The 14113-nt window shown below is 43.3% G+C and carries 14 protein-coding genes; 8 read left to right on the top strand and 6 right to left on the bottom strand.

The genetic code is table 11. The features are described from left to right. Positions 1-7: 7 nt before the first annotated feature. The 4 genes from AC13DA_RS02530 to AC13DA_RS02515 all read right to left on the bottom strand — a co-directional run bounded on the left by AC13DA_RS02530 (position 8) and on the right by AC13DA_RS02515 (position 4187). Positions 8-1885: a TonB-dependent siderophore receptor gene (locus AC13DA_RS02530; RefSeq protein WP_482945845.1), complete on the bottom strand. Its 1878-nt coding sequence runs from the start codon at positions 1883-1885 to the stop codon at positions 8-10. Then, on the bottom strand, positions 1839-2600 hold the full coding sequence (locus AC13DA_RS02525; protein WP_482945844.1) for an STN domain-containing protein: 762 nt from the start codon (positions 2598-2600) through the stop codon (positions 1839-1841). The genes AC13DA_RS02530 and AC13DA_RS02525 overlap by 47 nt, the downstream gene beginning before the upstream one ends. 72 nt (positions 2601-2672) lie before the next feature. Next, complete coding sequence (locus AC13DA_RS02520) at positions 2673-3665, bottom strand: FecR family protein (protein WP_284451439.1); 993 nt, start codon at positions 3663-3665, stop codon at positions 2673-2675. A 6-nt stretch (positions 3666-3671) separates the two neighbouring features. Then, positions 3672-4187 (bottom strand): sigma-70 family RNA polymerase sigma factor, encoded by a 516-nt coding sequence (locus AC13DA_RS02515; protein ID WP_273179360.1) that lies wholly within the window; start codon positions 4185-4187, stop codon positions 3672-3674. 355 nt (positions 4188-4542) lie between these two features. On the opposite strand from AC13DA_RS02515, the gene AC13DA_RS02510 reads away from it, so the two are divergent. The 5 genes from AC13DA_RS02510 (at position 4543) to AC13DA_RS02490 (ending at position 8808) form a co-directional block, all read left to right on the top strand. Then, the gene (locus tag AC13DA_RS02510) at positions 4543-6651 is read left to right on the top strand and encodes a TonB-dependent siderophore receptor (RefSeq protein WP_284451440.1); all 2109 of its coding nucleotides are present in this window, start codon (positions 4543-4545) and stop codon (positions 6649-6651) included. 113 nt (positions 6652-6764) lie between these two features. Further along, on the top strand, positions 6765-7103 hold the full coding sequence (locus AC13DA_RS02505; protein ID WP_284451441.1) for a zinc ribbon domain-containing protein YjdM: 339 nt from the start codon (positions 6765-6767) through the stop codon (positions 7101-7103). Positions 7104-7207: 104 nt separating this feature from the next. After that, positions 7208-7570 (top strand): nuclear transport factor 2 family protein, encoded by a 363-nt coding sequence (locus AC13DA_RS02500; RefSeq protein ID WP_284451442.1) that lies wholly within the window; start codon positions 7208-7210, stop codon positions 7568-7570. 12 nt (positions 7571-7582) lie between these two features. Continuing rightward, positions 7583-8008 (top strand): hypothetical protein, encoded by a 426-nt coding sequence (locus tag AC13DA_RS02495; protein WP_284451443.1) that lies wholly within the window; start codon positions 7583-7585, stop codon positions 8006-8008. Continuing rightward, the gene (locus tag AC13DA_RS02490; protein ID WP_284451444.1) at positions 8008-8808 is read left to right on the top strand and encodes a DODA-type extradiol aromatic ring-opening family dioxygenase; all 801 of its coding nucleotides are present in this window, start codon (positions 8008-8010) and stop codon (positions 8806-8808) included. Before AC13DA_RS02495 ends, AC13DA_RS02490 begins: the two co-directional genes overlap by 1 nt. A gap of 30 nt (positions 8809-8838) precedes the next feature. Here AC13DA_RS02490 and AC13DA_RS02485 read toward each other — a convergent pair whose 3' ends face one another. Continuing rightward, positions 8839-10017 carry an MFS transporter gene (locus AC13DA_RS02485; RefSeq protein WP_284451445.1) on the bottom strand — a complete coding sequence of 393 codons (1179 nt, stop codon included), beginning with the start codon at positions 10015-10017 and terminating at the stop codon, positions 8839-8841. Between the two features lie 101 nt (positions 10018-10118). On the opposite strand from AC13DA_RS02485, the gene AC13DA_RS02480 reads away from it, so the two are divergent. From AC13DA_RS02480 to AC13DA_RS02470, 3 genes are all read left to right on the top strand, one after another. Then, positions 10119-10988, top strand: coding sequence for a LysR family transcriptional regulator (locus tag AC13DA_RS02480; protein ID WP_284451446.1), 870 nt, complete (start codon positions 10119-10121; stop codon positions 10986-10988). 83 nt (positions 10989-11071) lie between these two features. Further along, positions 11072-11554 (top strand): hypothetical protein, encoded by a 483-nt coding sequence (locus AC13DA_RS02475; protein ID WP_284451447.1) that lies wholly within the window; start codon positions 11072-11074, stop codon positions 11552-11554. A gap of 131 nt (positions 11555-11685) precedes the next feature. Then, positions 11686-12606, top strand: a complete 921-nt coding sequence (locus tag AC13DA_RS02470; RefSeq protein ID WP_284723479.1) for a DUF808 domain-containing protein — start codon at positions 11686-11688, stop codon at positions 12604-12606. A 37-nt stretch (positions 12607-12643) separates the two neighbouring features. On the opposite strand, the gene gdhA is transcribed toward AC13DA_RS02470, so the two are convergent. Beyond that, complete coding sequence (gene gdhA / locus AC13DA_RS02465; RefSeq protein ID WP_284451449.1) at positions 12644-13969, bottom strand: NADP-specific glutamate dehydrogenase; 1326 nt, start codon at positions 13967-13969, stop codon at positions 12644-12646. Positions 13970-14113: the final 144 nt, after the last annotated feature.

Genomic DNA, 14113 nt, shown 5'->3' with positions numbered 1-14113 from the left:
GGACCTTTTAAAATTCCAGTCGTGCTGAGATGTAGGCGGTTCTGGGTGCACCAACATTGATACGATATGGGCTGCCTAAGTTTGCTGGATAATAGGTTTTATCGGTGAGGTTTTTGATGCCTGCCTGTAAGCGTAACTGTTTGTCTTTCCCCATCGGAATGTAATACCAGGCTGCAGTATCGAGGATGGTATAGCTCGGTATTTTAAAACTATTTTCATCATCACCATAACGAGCTCCGACGTATTCTGCACCTAAGCCTAAACCGAAACTTTTTAATATGCCTTGTTGAAACTCATAAGAGCCCCAAACTCGGGCTTTGTTTTGAGGAATACCGTATGGGCTATTACCCTCTAACGTTTTTGTATCATCATTATCGTTGATAATTTCACTATCCATATGAGTATAAGAGGCGAGAATATTCAGACCAGGTATAAATTGCATGGTCGTGGTTAATTCGACGCCTTTGGTTTCTTCTTCCCCGTTGAGTCTGGCTTGCAGGTTCTCGAATGTCATTACGTTTTCACGTGTTAATTGATACAGCGAAGCCGTAACTCGCACTTTGTCATCCAAAAAGCTCGATTTAATACCCACTTCATATTGCGTGGCTTCTTCCGGTGCCATGCTATTTTCACCACTGATCTGACCTGCGGTGACATCAGGGTAGTTAGGGGTAAATGACTCAGACCAGGAACCATATACAGAAAAGGCATCGGTGAGATGGTATAACAGACCTACTTGACCACTCACATTATGATTATCGCCTTTGATATTTACTGCTAAAGGATCATCGAGTTTAGTGAAGAGTAGGTTGGCGCCTTGTTGGTAATAAATTTTGTCATTACGTTCAATTTCAAACCGATCATAACGAAGCCCTGCTAGTAGATTCAGGCGGTCAGTCAAATAAGCCAGGTTTTGAATAGACAGTCCGTACTCGGTATATTCCGCATCATTTTTACTGACGCTAGTCTGTGATTGTTTAGTATAGGCTGGGTTATTTGAGCTATAGATATCAATCACATCAAGATAGGGTGCATACAGGCTACCGGATATATTTTGCATGGCAAACCCATCAGTATGACGGATATTGCGTTTGTGCAGGTTTGCACCGATATAAAGTGTATTATCAATATCGCCAAAACGATAATCACCGGTCAGACTATTAGAAATAAAGAAGTCATCTTCTGTGACATCCAGATTGGAATCAGCCGTACGAATCAGCAGGCCGTTTGCTTGTACAGCCGCGCCATTAGCGGAAGTTCTAATTGCAGATAGATTACTTATATCAACTGGCCCAGTACCTAAAGTCCAGCTATCATTCAGTCCACGTAATGGTCGTGCCTGGTAATCATCAAACTTTTTCTGGTAATAACCCAGCTTTAATTGGTTTTTCCAGCCATTATCAAACTCATGGTCAAAATCAAACTGAATTTGTTTTTCTGTGCTGTCACGCTCATCAAACTGACTTCCCAGTCGTCGCTCTTCTGGAAGATTCGCAATGTGCAATTCACCACTGGCATCGGCGACGGCAACCGTGCCACGGTCAATCGGTAATGTTTGATCAACGTGTAATAAACTCAAGGTAAAGGTATTGTTTGCATCCGGGGTATAACTAAATGAAGGTGCGATAGTCAGGCCTCTGATATCAGCACGATGATCACCGGTTACAGTTTGTGTTTCACGGAAACTTTCTGAGTCTTCACCTGCGACAATCAAGCGATATTGGAGAACATCATTCAGTGGTCCGGTGCTGTCCAAGGTCAGTTTACGGCGGCCATGTTCATCAAAATCAGCTTGAAGGCTATTGCTTTTAATGGTTTGTGGCTTTTTAGTAATGATATTAATTAAACCACCGGGACTGACCTGACCATGCAAAGGCTGGCCCAAGAATGGCTTCCACACGGTCAATGGTGGCTACATCGACGTTATGGCGGTTACTCACCGGGTTTCCATCAACAAATAGACGGTTATTGGTAAATCCACGAATATTGACCTGAGTCTCAACGCCACCAAAACCATGAGCACGAGTAATGCCCGCCACATTTTGTAACACATCATCCAGATGAGTGGCGTTTTGATCCAGAATAAGCTGCTCTGGTAACACCTGTACTGAACGAGGCAACTCATTCACGTCCGTATCAAAGCCAGTCGCAGAGCCGGCGATATCGAATTCATAACGATTAAGGTCCGTTCCCATAACAACAAGCGGGGCTAAATCATGTACAGCCTGTTCTTGTTGTTGCTGTTCAAGCAGCGTCACAGTGTTAGCATCAATAAAACGATAAGATAACTGTGTACCCGCAAGAAGCGCTTGCAAGGCTTGTTCAGCCGTATATTGACCATTAACCGGCGCACTTGTTTTGCTTTTTGTGAGAGCACCATCACTACTCAGGAAAATACCTGACTGAGCTGAAAAAAGGTTCAGGCTCTTACTTAAATTATCTGCCGGGATATTAAAATGAATTAATTTTGCTGGGGTTGTTTGTTGTTCGGCTACATCATCAGCTATAGCTGTTGAAGGCATAACAGAAGTAGATGCCAGCATGATGAGTAGCGGTAAAGCCTTGAGGCTTGATGATATGAAACGTTGTTTAGCAGGCATAGTGTTCCTCTTTAAGGTTGTTATTAACAGAGGAAACGAATGAGTCTGAAAAAAGGGCAAATTTTTTAATAATTAATTCGCAGGCACTATACTGACCCACCATGGTGAGAGTGAGCGAACTTTTATGGGTAAAGAGGCTGTTAGCATCGATAAAACACGTGCTTGATCCTGGGTAGGAAAGCTGCCAACAACGGCTAAAGTGGCGACATCCGGGGAAACCCCAATATGACCACGATGGTATCGACCAAGCTGTTCGACGAGTTCAGCCAGCGTCATTTGATCAGCAACAATCACCCCTTTAATCCAGGCACTTTGCTGAATGTTCGCGTTTGATAGCCGAAGTTCACCGGTATCAGCGAAGATAGCCTGTTTGCCTGCAGCCAGAATGTGCTGCTGTGTTTTAGTCTTCACTGCAACGCGGCCTTCATAAACCGTTAATTGGGTTTCTGTTGCTTGTTGATAGACATTGAAACGTGTGCCAAGCGCCTGCATTTGACCTTGTTGGCTACTAACCCAAAAAGAACGCTGCTGACGATCCGGGGCTGTTTCTATCAGGATTTCGCCTTGAACAAGTTCGATATGTCGTTGCTGCTGGTTATAGTCAATATTGATGGCTGTGTTAGTGTTCAGCCAAATATGACTACCATCGGCTAAAATAATGTCTTTTTGCTCGCCAATGCCGGTACGGTAATCGGCACGCATTGCCCGAGCCATAGAAGACAGCGGTGGATATTGCCAGCTGACTAAGCCGGTGCCACCTACTGCAGCGGCAAATAACAGGCTGCGCAGCAGGGCACGTCTTCCAAGTGTATGCTGCTGTAATTTTGAGAGCGTGTTAGAAGTGTTATTTACTTGATTCTCTTGATGAATAATGGAAAAGCGTTGACTAATTTTTTCAACATAACGCCAGGCATGTTGATGGGCAGGGCTTTCTGACAGCCATGCTTTCAAACGCTGGTGATCCTCTTCAGTGGCTTCTGCTGATTCCAGATGTGCAAACCTACTGGCAGCCTCTTCCAGTATGTCGAAGTCTGGTAATTCATTTTCAACGTTGAACTGGCTCATTTCAGTTTATTGGCTGGTTTCTAATTCAAGTTGAACACGTAAGCAAAGTGACATTGCCTTTGCCATATAATTTTTTACGGTTCGTTCTGAGATGCCCATTTCGGAAGAAATTTCGCGGTAGGTTTTGCCGTGCAACTGCGATAACAGAAAGGTCTGCATAATTTTTTCTGGCAGCCTGCTCAGCATGGAATCAAGTTCATATATCGTCTCAACGAGGATGGCCTGTTGTTCGGCAGATAAAGCATGAACTTCGGGCTGCGCGGCAAGGGTTTCCAACCAGGTTCTTTCCACTTCCTGGTGGCGCCAATGATCCACACATAAACCCTGAGCAACCCGACTCAACCAAGCGCGAATACCTTCCTGACTATCGAACTCTTGGGGCTTGCGTAATAGCCGTAGAAAGGTGTCTTGTGCTAAATCAGCAGCCAATTCGTTACAGCCCATACGTCGATATATCAATTGTCTCAGCCAGCTGAGATTATCTACATATAAATAGTCAATGGCAGAGCTTGGATGATTCATAGTGTCTTTCACCTGCGACTCAGATCATAAATTTACAGACAGTCTACATTATAATGAGAACTATTTTTATTTGCAGACAAAATACACCATAAATTATGCTAGTCAGTGCTACCGTCCTTGAGCAAAGACCTCAGTTGGCTGAATAGGACAAGATAAGGTGTTTGCAGGCAAGGCTGAAAAATAGAAGAGACAGCGTCAGCTTGAGAAGACCTAAATAGATCGTAGGCGAGCAATCATCAGTTAACAAAACCGAGCTCAACTTTGTAATAGTCATATTTCACTTTGACAGAAAACGTTAAATTCCGTAAATTAATATAAATAATAATCATTGTTATTTAGTTTACGGAAAATTAATATGAAACAAGTCAATAGCACGGCTCTTCGGCCTGGCTCCTCTTTTCTATTGTTAAGCAGCCTGATTCTGGCGAGTTTACCTGTTCAATCTGAAGACAGTGTTGATTTGCCTCGCGTGGAAGTGACCTCGAGTCAATATAAACAAAAGAATGGTTATATTGATCTGGAAAAAGAACCCCAGGTTGGGAAAATGAGTGTTTCAGCAGAAAATACACCCTTTTCTATTGCCACGATATCAGATGATTTCATGGAAGATCTTGGGGCTAACTCGATTCAGGATGCATTAGGTTATACCTCCGGTATCTATGTTGGCGGCAGTTTTGATACGCGTATTGATTCAGCCAAAGTTCGAGGACTAGATCCGTCATCCTATGTTGATGGTTTGCGTTACAACTATGGTTATTACAATACCGTGCGTATCCACCCTTATGCACTGGAAAACATTGAAGTATTAAAAGGTCCTTCAGCAACGCTTTATGGTCAAGGTGACTTAGGCGGTATTGTGAATATGAACTCAAAAATGCCTAAAGCTGAACAGCAAGGTGAAGTCTGGGCGCAATATGGTTCTCATAATCGTAAACAATTGGGTGTTGATGTGACTGGCCCGGTTGATGAAGATGGTCAACTTTTGTATCGATTTGTGGGTGTTACGCGTGATAGTGATACACAGGTTGATCATGTAAATGATGATAGTTTTTTAATTATGCCTTCACTCACTTGGCGAATTAATGATGATACGAATTTATCTGTGTTATTTACTCGTCAGAAGACAGATAGCGTTGTCTCAACCCAGTTTTTACCCTCAGTAGGTACTTTATACGACGGCCCATTAGGTCATATCGATACTGATACTTTCGTTGGGGAACCTGGCTGGGATAAATACGATACCGAGATGACCTCATTTACGACAATGTTTGATCATCGCTTTAATGACAGCTGGAAGTTTTCTGCCGTTGCTCGTTATTTAGAGTCACAAAGCTGGACTCGTGAACACTGGGTCGATATTCCATCTGTGCCGGCAGCGGACGGTACCGTAAATCGCACTATCTACACGGTCGATAAAGAGGTGCGTGCACTGAATTTTGATGCAAGGCTGGAAGGTATTTTTGATTTGGGTATGACGAAACATACCTTAGTCTTTGGACTAGATCGCCAGGAAGCCACCTATGAAGAAGATAATTATTTTTATGGGTATGATAGTAACTTAAGATTGGGGTTGGGTGGCACAATTAATGTTTACAACCCGCAATACGGTAATTTACAAAGTGGCGTTATTTCTTACTCTAATCTCGATGATAATCGAATTGAACAAACCGGTGTTTATGTAGCCGATTCAATGGAGATTGGTCCAGTAGTTGTTTCAGCTGCATTACGCCACGACTGGGCAAAAAATATCTCTCTAGCCGAGACCGGTCCGGACACAGAAAGTAATGAGAAAGTGAATACAGGTCGGGTAGGTTTAATGTATCGTTTCGACAATGGTATTTCACCTTATGCCAGTTATACCGAAGCCTTTGTGATGAACTTGGGTACTGATGGGGCTGGCGGGACCTTAGAACCGACAACGGGTGTGCAGCGTGAATATGGTGTTAAATATTTATCAGATGACCGTAGTTTAGCTATCACAGCCGCTTACTTTGATATTACTCAACAAAATCGTGTAGAGCAGGGTTCAACACCTGGCGGGGTTTCTCAAACTGGCGCCACTGTCGACGGTTGGGAGATTCAAGCTAACAAACGCTGGGACAATTTTGAAACACAGGTAGCTTATACTCAACTTCATGCTGATGATGGCAATGGAGACCGTCTTGCATCAGTTGCTGAACGAAATGCTTCATGGTGGAACAAAATATATATAGGAACTGATTGGCGTTTAGGTGCTGGAGTACGTTACTTGGGTAGTCGAACTGGTAGATTCGGTACACCATATATTCCATCAGAAATTCTTGTAGACGCAATGGTAGGGTATACATATAAAAACTGGGACTTTACCGTTAATGCACATAATTTGACCGATGAAGTGTATACAGCTTGGTGTCGTGGTGCCGGACAAGATTGTGGTTATGCAGAGCGTCGTAACATTACGGGTAATGTTCGCTATCATTTCTAAATAGTATTGTTTGAGAATGAAAGGCTCCGAAAAGGGGCCTTTTTTTATGCAGATAAATCAGGTTTTTGGTCTGATATCGGTTAGAATAACCCTTTTGTTTATCTGGAAATTTTATGAGCGATCTGCCTAATTGTCCTGCCTGTGGTTCTGAATACACCTATCAGGATCAAGCCATGTTTGTCTGCCCTGAGTGTGCCCATGAGTGGCAGGAAGCTGAGAGTAATGCGTCTGTTGATGAAGGTGTCATTCGTGATTCAAACGGTAATGTTCTGCAGGATGGAGATACCGTCACAGTCATTAAAGATCTGAAAGTAAAAGGATCTTCTGCGGTGGTGAAGGTGGGTACCAAAGTGAAAAATATCCGTCTGGTAGGTGGTGATCACGATATCGATTGTAAAATTGATGGTATCGGCGCGATGAAACTCAAATCTGAGTTTGTTAAAAAAGCCTAATTCATACATTTATTGCCCTGTTTATTCTGACAGAGCAATTTTTCTTCTATCATTTTTGTCCAAGCTACTTCATAGGTCAGTAACTTTTGTTTTAGGAATAGCTGATGGATAAAAACGCTGCTGAGCAATTTGCACATGAGTGGATTGAGGCATGGAATAGTCACGATCTGACGCAAATTTTATCGCATTATGATGATGATTTTGAAATGACGTCACCGTTGATTGTGAAATTAATGGGGGAACCCTCGGGTAAGCTTAAGGGAAGAAAAGTGATAGGTGATTACTGGGCGAAAGGCCTGGAAAAATATCCGTCATTACATTTTAAGCTTCAGCATATTTTATGTGGTGCGGGCAGCCTGACACTTATTTACGATGGTATCAGTGGTATTTCAGCTGAGGTTCTACACTTTGGTCCATCAGGTAAGGTGTGCCGATCTTATGCTCATTATCTCCCTGATGAAGACTGATAAGACAACGACATGAATTCACAGTCAAACTACTGGGCAATAGTGCAGGAAGAGACTACGGGCTGTGGTATCGCCGCCTGCGCTAATCTTGCTCAGATAAGTTATGCCGAGGCTAAGCAACTTGCAAACTCGCTCGGCATTTATGCTGAGGATAAAACATTATGGTCTGAAACGGCCCATGTCAGACAGTTATTATCTGCGTTAAATATCTCTGCCAGCGAGAAACAAACAGCTTTTGATTCATGGGATAAATTACCTGAAAAAGCACTAATTGCGTTGAAATGGCATGAAAAAGCGGGAAATGCCTTCTGGCATTGGACCATTTTTATACGCCAAGGCGACGATGCTATTGTGATTGATTCAGCTAAACGTTTGAAATCACCCATCAGAACAGACTTTGGCAGAATGAAGCCAAAATGGTTTATTGAGGTTGAGTGATGGCGGATATTGTTTTTATTTCACACGGCGGTGGTCCTTTACCTTTATTAGGTGATCCAACGCATCATCAGTTGGTGGAGACGCTCACTCAAATTACTGAACGGATCAAAAAGCCAAAAGCGATTATTGTGGTGAGTGCACATTGGGAAGCCCGCCATGTCAGGGTAACTCATCAAAAAAAGTCGGATTTACTTTACGATTATTATGGTTTTCCTGAAGAGTCTTATAACTTCAAATATCCTTGTAATGGCCTACCTGAGTTAGCAGAAAAAATAGTGTGTACACTACAAAAAGCGCATATCGATGCTGAGTTAGAGGATGAAAGGGGACTCGATCACGGGGTGTTTGTGCCTTTGATGATTATGTATCCCGAAGCTGATATTCCTTGTATTCAAGTCTCTTTAGTGAAAGGGTTGGATCCAGATCTACATATAAGGATCGGTGAGATTATTGCTGATTGTGCAGATGAAGATGTATTAATTATTGGCTCCGGTTTTTCATTCCATAATATGCGCGCATTTTTCACAAAAGAGGATCTAGTGCATCAACAAATGAATCAATCTTTTGAAGATTGGCTGATGCAAACTTGCGCCAGTCAGAATATGACTGAAGAAGAGAGAAGGGCACGTTTCCAACAATGGCAAGAGGCGCCTCATGCACGCTACTGTCACCCCAGAGAAGAACATTTATTACCGCTACATGTTTGTTATGGCGCGGCTGCCAGAGCCTGTGATTCCGTTTACTCGCTCTCGATACTGGCTAAACAAGCGAGTCTGTATTTATGGTCATCTAATATCTAAACAACCAAGTATTAAATTCATTGTAAGTGCTTACTTCAGAGTATGCTTTCGCACCGTGAAATCCAGAATACAGGCAATCAGTGCGATCCCCGTTGCACCCATCACTACACCCGTCCATTCATAATGTTGATACAGCATCACAGAAAACCAGGAACCAAATGCACCACCAATAAAATAACAAGTCATATATGCAGAGGTAAGTCTGTTGCGAATGTCTGGATGTAGAGCATAAATCTTATTTTGATTACTCACGTGGACTAGCTGTACTGCTAAATCCAGAAGTAATACGCCGATTAAAAGAGCAACAAGTGAGATTGGTGCATTGAAAAGAATTACCCAACTCACTAATAAACTCAGTAAACCCAGCCGTGTACCCAGATCACCTTTACCAGCATCTGCTAACTTTCCTGCCCATGTGGCAGCAAATACTCCTGCTACGCCGACAAGCCCAAATAAACCGATGGTGGCATCGCTATATTCATAAGGTGGCTTGGCTAATAAGAAGGCAAGAGGCGTCCAGAACATACTAAAAAGAGCGAATGACAACATGCCGAGAATTGAGCGATAACGGAGTATAGGTTCTTTCACAAATAAACCAAACACAGACACCAATATCTGCCGATAGCTCATATCATTGTTATTGTGATAAGACGGTAGAAAGCGAGCTAAAGCTAATGTTGTGATGAACATAGCTACAGATGCAAACCAATAGATATAACGCCAGCTACCCATACTGGACAAACCGCCGGAAACGACCCGAGCTAGCAGTATGCCTAATAATAATCCACCCATAATGGTGCCAATCACTTTGCCACGCTGTTGGTCAGAGGCCAGCGTTGCTCCCAATGGAAGTAAAACTTGAGCAACAACGGAGCTGAGACCGGTTATCGCAGTACCAAGTAATAACCATGGCAGATTGGTTGAAAAGCCACTGATAAGCAAGCCGATAGTGGCAAATAGACTCATCACGATGATGAGCTTGCGGCGCTCTAGCCTGTCCGCCAAAGGCACCAGAAATAGTAAGCCAATGCCATAACTGAGCTGTGCCGTAGTTACGATATTGCCGGCTGATGAGTGGCTTAGCCCAAACTCAGAAGCGATTGTATCCAGTAGCGGTTGGGCGTAGTAATTACTTGCTACGGCAATACCGGTGGCCGTTGCCATCAGTAAAACCAGACCTTGAGTTAATACCGTTTGTTGCTTTGTCATAAAGATCATTTACTAAGTCAGTTAGGCATACTATGCGGTGTTCATATTGATGATTCAAATGTATTGTTATCATAAGAGTCATCTTAAAAAGAGATAGATAAATGAATCTCAGGCAAATTGAATATGTTGTCGCTATCGCTGAAGAGTCCAGCTTTACTCTGGCGGCACAGCGGTGTCATACGGTTCAGTCAGCGTTAAGCCATCAGATTGCAAAACTGGAAGAAGAACTGGGTGTTGTCTTATTTGAACGAACATCAAGAAAAGTCTCTTTAACTCTAGCTGGGCAGGCGTTTGTTGAGCAGGCAAAACGGACTTTAGACGCTGTACAGAAAATCTATGTGGACGTAACTGCGACTTCAGGGCTTGTCTCAGGTCGTTTGAATGTTGGCATGATTTCAGCGATGACAGCGGTGGATATCGTTTCCTCATTAGCCCAGTTCCATCAGCGTTATCCTAATGTCGAGGTTGGCTTAAAAACCGCAGGCAGTGAACGACTAATTGCCGATGTGTTGAATCATCGCTTGGATGTTGCCTTTATCGGTCTTTGGCTGGATGAAGTGCTATCAGGCTATGAATATATTCGTATAGCCGAAGAAGCGCTTGTTGCCGTTTTGCCAATGAGTCACCCCCTTTGTCAGCATAAAGAATTATCTCTTCACCAATTGGCCTCAGAGCCGATGGTGAATTACCCTAAAGATAGCAGTGCTCGACGTCAGACCGATGAGGCATTTCTCAGTGCTGGGCTGTCTTCAAATGTAAAGTTTGTGGTTGATCACATCAGTTTGATCGAACAGTTAGTAGCTCGCGGCCTTGCTTATGGCATTGTACCGGAGCCTGTTGCAGCAAACTTTTCTGGTATAAAAGCGATACCGATAAAAGAGGCACCAAAACGCGCTCTCTATATGATCTGGTCGCAAGGGCCGAGCCCAGCTGCCCAAGCGTTTATGTCACTTATTCATGAACTTTTATAGCTAGCCTAGGTCAGTTTTATGTTTTTGCGGAAAGCCAGCTCTATGCATGCTGACTCAGCATTTATTTGATTAAACCGACTTTAATGTTTGCAGAAATTTATCTGAGGTTTCTCCTCGAAAACAATGCCAAAGTGATTTTGAAATACACCAAGTCTGGTGTGAGCCAGGTTGCCAGGTTATGGAAAGCCACAGTTCTTACCAAAAATAAGAGGGCTGGGCTGCAAGAAGAAGGAACTAAAATAATGAGAAAAATACTTTTAGCGACAACATTTTTGTTGATGAATATCGGTACAGCTCAAGCTGCGTCGGTAGAAATTCCCATGCAACGTTTTGATTTATCACTTACAAATTCTGCAAGTTTTGCGAATGACTCAACAAGGCTTGCATCAATTATTGAAAATTTCGGTGGTCGATTGAATCAAGGTACGATGCCTTCGAACCTGATCATTCAGCTTTTTGACGCTCCAGCCCCAAGCCTATCTTCAGTAACTGCTCCTGCGGCCGTGTGGTTATTGGCTCCAGCATTAGGCCTGTTTGCTTTAGTGAGACGTAAAGTCGAAGCCTAATAACCCCTGTTCATAACATGAAAGCCATGATGAGAGTCGTGGCTTTTTCTTGCTTGCAATTTAGCAGCTCATAGACAGCTGTCCGCTAAACACATAGGCTATTGCAACAAAATTTTATTGGGATAGACAAGATGGCAAGTGTCGGTTTATTAGCGCTGGTGGATGACATAGCATCGTTACTTGATGATGTCTCATTGATGACAAAAGTCGCTGCCAAGAAGACAGCTGGTGTGTTAGGTGATGATCTCGCTCTCAATGCACAACAAGTAACTGGGGTAGACCCCAAACGCGAGTTGCCCGTGGTGTGGGCCGTCGCCAAAGGCTCGTATTTAAATAAGTTAATTTTAGTGCCATTGGCTTTAGTTATTAGTGCTGTTTTCCCCATTGGTGTAACCATCTTATTAATGCTCGGTGGTTTGTTTCTTTGTTACGAAGGTATGGAAAAGCTGGCTCATAAATGGTTACCACATGAAGAAAGTGATAACGAGCATAAGAAAAAACTGGCCGCAGCTACCACAGATGAAAACGTCGACATCAAAGCCTATGAACGCAAAAAAATAAAAGGGGCGATCAGAACAGACTTTATTCTGTCTGCTGAGATTATTGTGATTGCTCTTGGTGTTGTGCAGGGGGAGACTTTTCTAACGCAAGCTGTTGTCGTGTCTTTGATAGCCATTGTGATGACCTCAGGCGTATATGGCCTGGTAGCTGGCATAGTCAAATTCGATGATGCTGGTCTGGCCTTAATTAAGTATGGTCAGGGCGGTAGCAAGTTTGATGGTTTCCAGCGCAAGCTGGGTCAGGTCATTCTATTTCTTGCACCGAAGTTGATGAAGTTTCTATCAGTAGTAGGAATGATCGCCATGTTCTTAGTCGGTGGTGGTATTTTGGTGCATGGGTTACCTTTTTTACACCACCTATTAGAGGTATTGAATACATCGATGGGCGCAGTGATGAAGCTTATGATGCCCGTGTTATTTAACGGTGGTGTCGGCCTAATTGCTGGAGTGATTGTGTTATCCATTGTGACAGGCATTAAGAAATTGTTTTAAACAAATGGGCCAGCCTAATTTGGACTGGCCCATTTTTCTATATAAGACCAAACGCCAACATTGCATTCGCCACACGTCTGAAACCGGCAATATTTGCGCCCAGCACATAGTTATGTGGCTCACCAAACTCTTCAGCCGTCTGACAGCAGGTTTTATGAATATGGTTCATGATTTCATGCAAACGATCTTCACTATATTCATAGCTACTACTGTGCGTAGCATTCAACTGCATTTCTAAAGCTGATGATGCGACACCGCCGGCATTGGCTGCTTTACCGGGAGCAAACGCGACATTATTTTTCTGCAAAATCTTAATGGCTTCCGGGGTGCTGGGCATATTGGCGCCTTCACATACGGCTAAACAACCATTATCGACCAGCTTTTGAGCATCTTCGGCTTCCAGTTCATTCTGGGTGGCACAGGGCATGGCGATATCACAGGGAATGTCCCAGATATTCCCGTTTTCGATGTACTCAGCATCTGGATGACTATCGAGATAGGTGTAGATTCGTTGTCTTTCGACTTCTTTAATACGAATAATGGCATCCACATCGATGCCGTTTTGATCGATGATGACACCGCCCGAATCAGAACAAGCAATGACTTTTGCACCTGAAGCGCGGAGCTTTTCCATCGCATAAGTGGCCACATTACCCGAGCCCGACACCAGAGCAATTTTATCTTTTAGTTCTTCTCCATGAACTGCTCTGAGCATATCTTCACAAAAGAATACGGCGCCGTATCCTGTCGATTTTTTACGAATGAGCGTGCCGCCCCAACCTGGACTTTTACCGGTAATAACACCTGCTTCGTAACGTTGAGTAATACGTTTATATTGACCAAATAGATAGCCAATTTCTCTGGCACCCACACCAATATCACCGGCGGGCACATCAGTTGATTCGCCAATATGACGATAAAGGCTAGTCATAAAGCTTTGGCAGAAGCGCATAACTTCACGATCCGATTTACCTTTTGGATCAAAGTCAGAACCGCCTTTACCACTGCCAATAGGCAGACCCGTCAGTGCATTCTTGAAGGTTTGTTCAAAAGCGAGAAACTTGATGGTGCCCAGCGTGACGCTTGGGTGAAAACGTAAGCCACCTTTGTATGGGCCAAGCGAACTGTTGAAGCCCACACGAAAGCCGCGATTGATGTGGATTTGACCATCATCATCTTCCCAGGGAACACGGAAAATAATTTGTCGCTCAGGTTCACATAAGCGTTCGATAATTTTTTGTTCGTGATATTCAGGATGACGTTCTAATACCGGGGTTAAGGTTTCAAGCACTTCATATAAGGCTTGGTGAAACTCTGGTTCTCCCGGATTACGGCTGATGATTTGCTGATAGATAGATTCCATTGTTCTAGACTTAAGATCCTGTTTATTGGTTGGTGAAGAGTGACTATTTATTTAATAGTCAGTGAGTCTTCTGCTAATGACACCCAATATACGGATGAGTTTTCTACTTTAGCAAATTCACTTTAAACGCCATCAATGTGTCAG

The sequence above is a fragment of the Methylophaga sp. F-2 genome (assembly GCF_056859315.1).
Note: the sequence above shows the minus strand (reverse complement) of the source record. Positions and strands in the feature narration are given on the sequence as shown.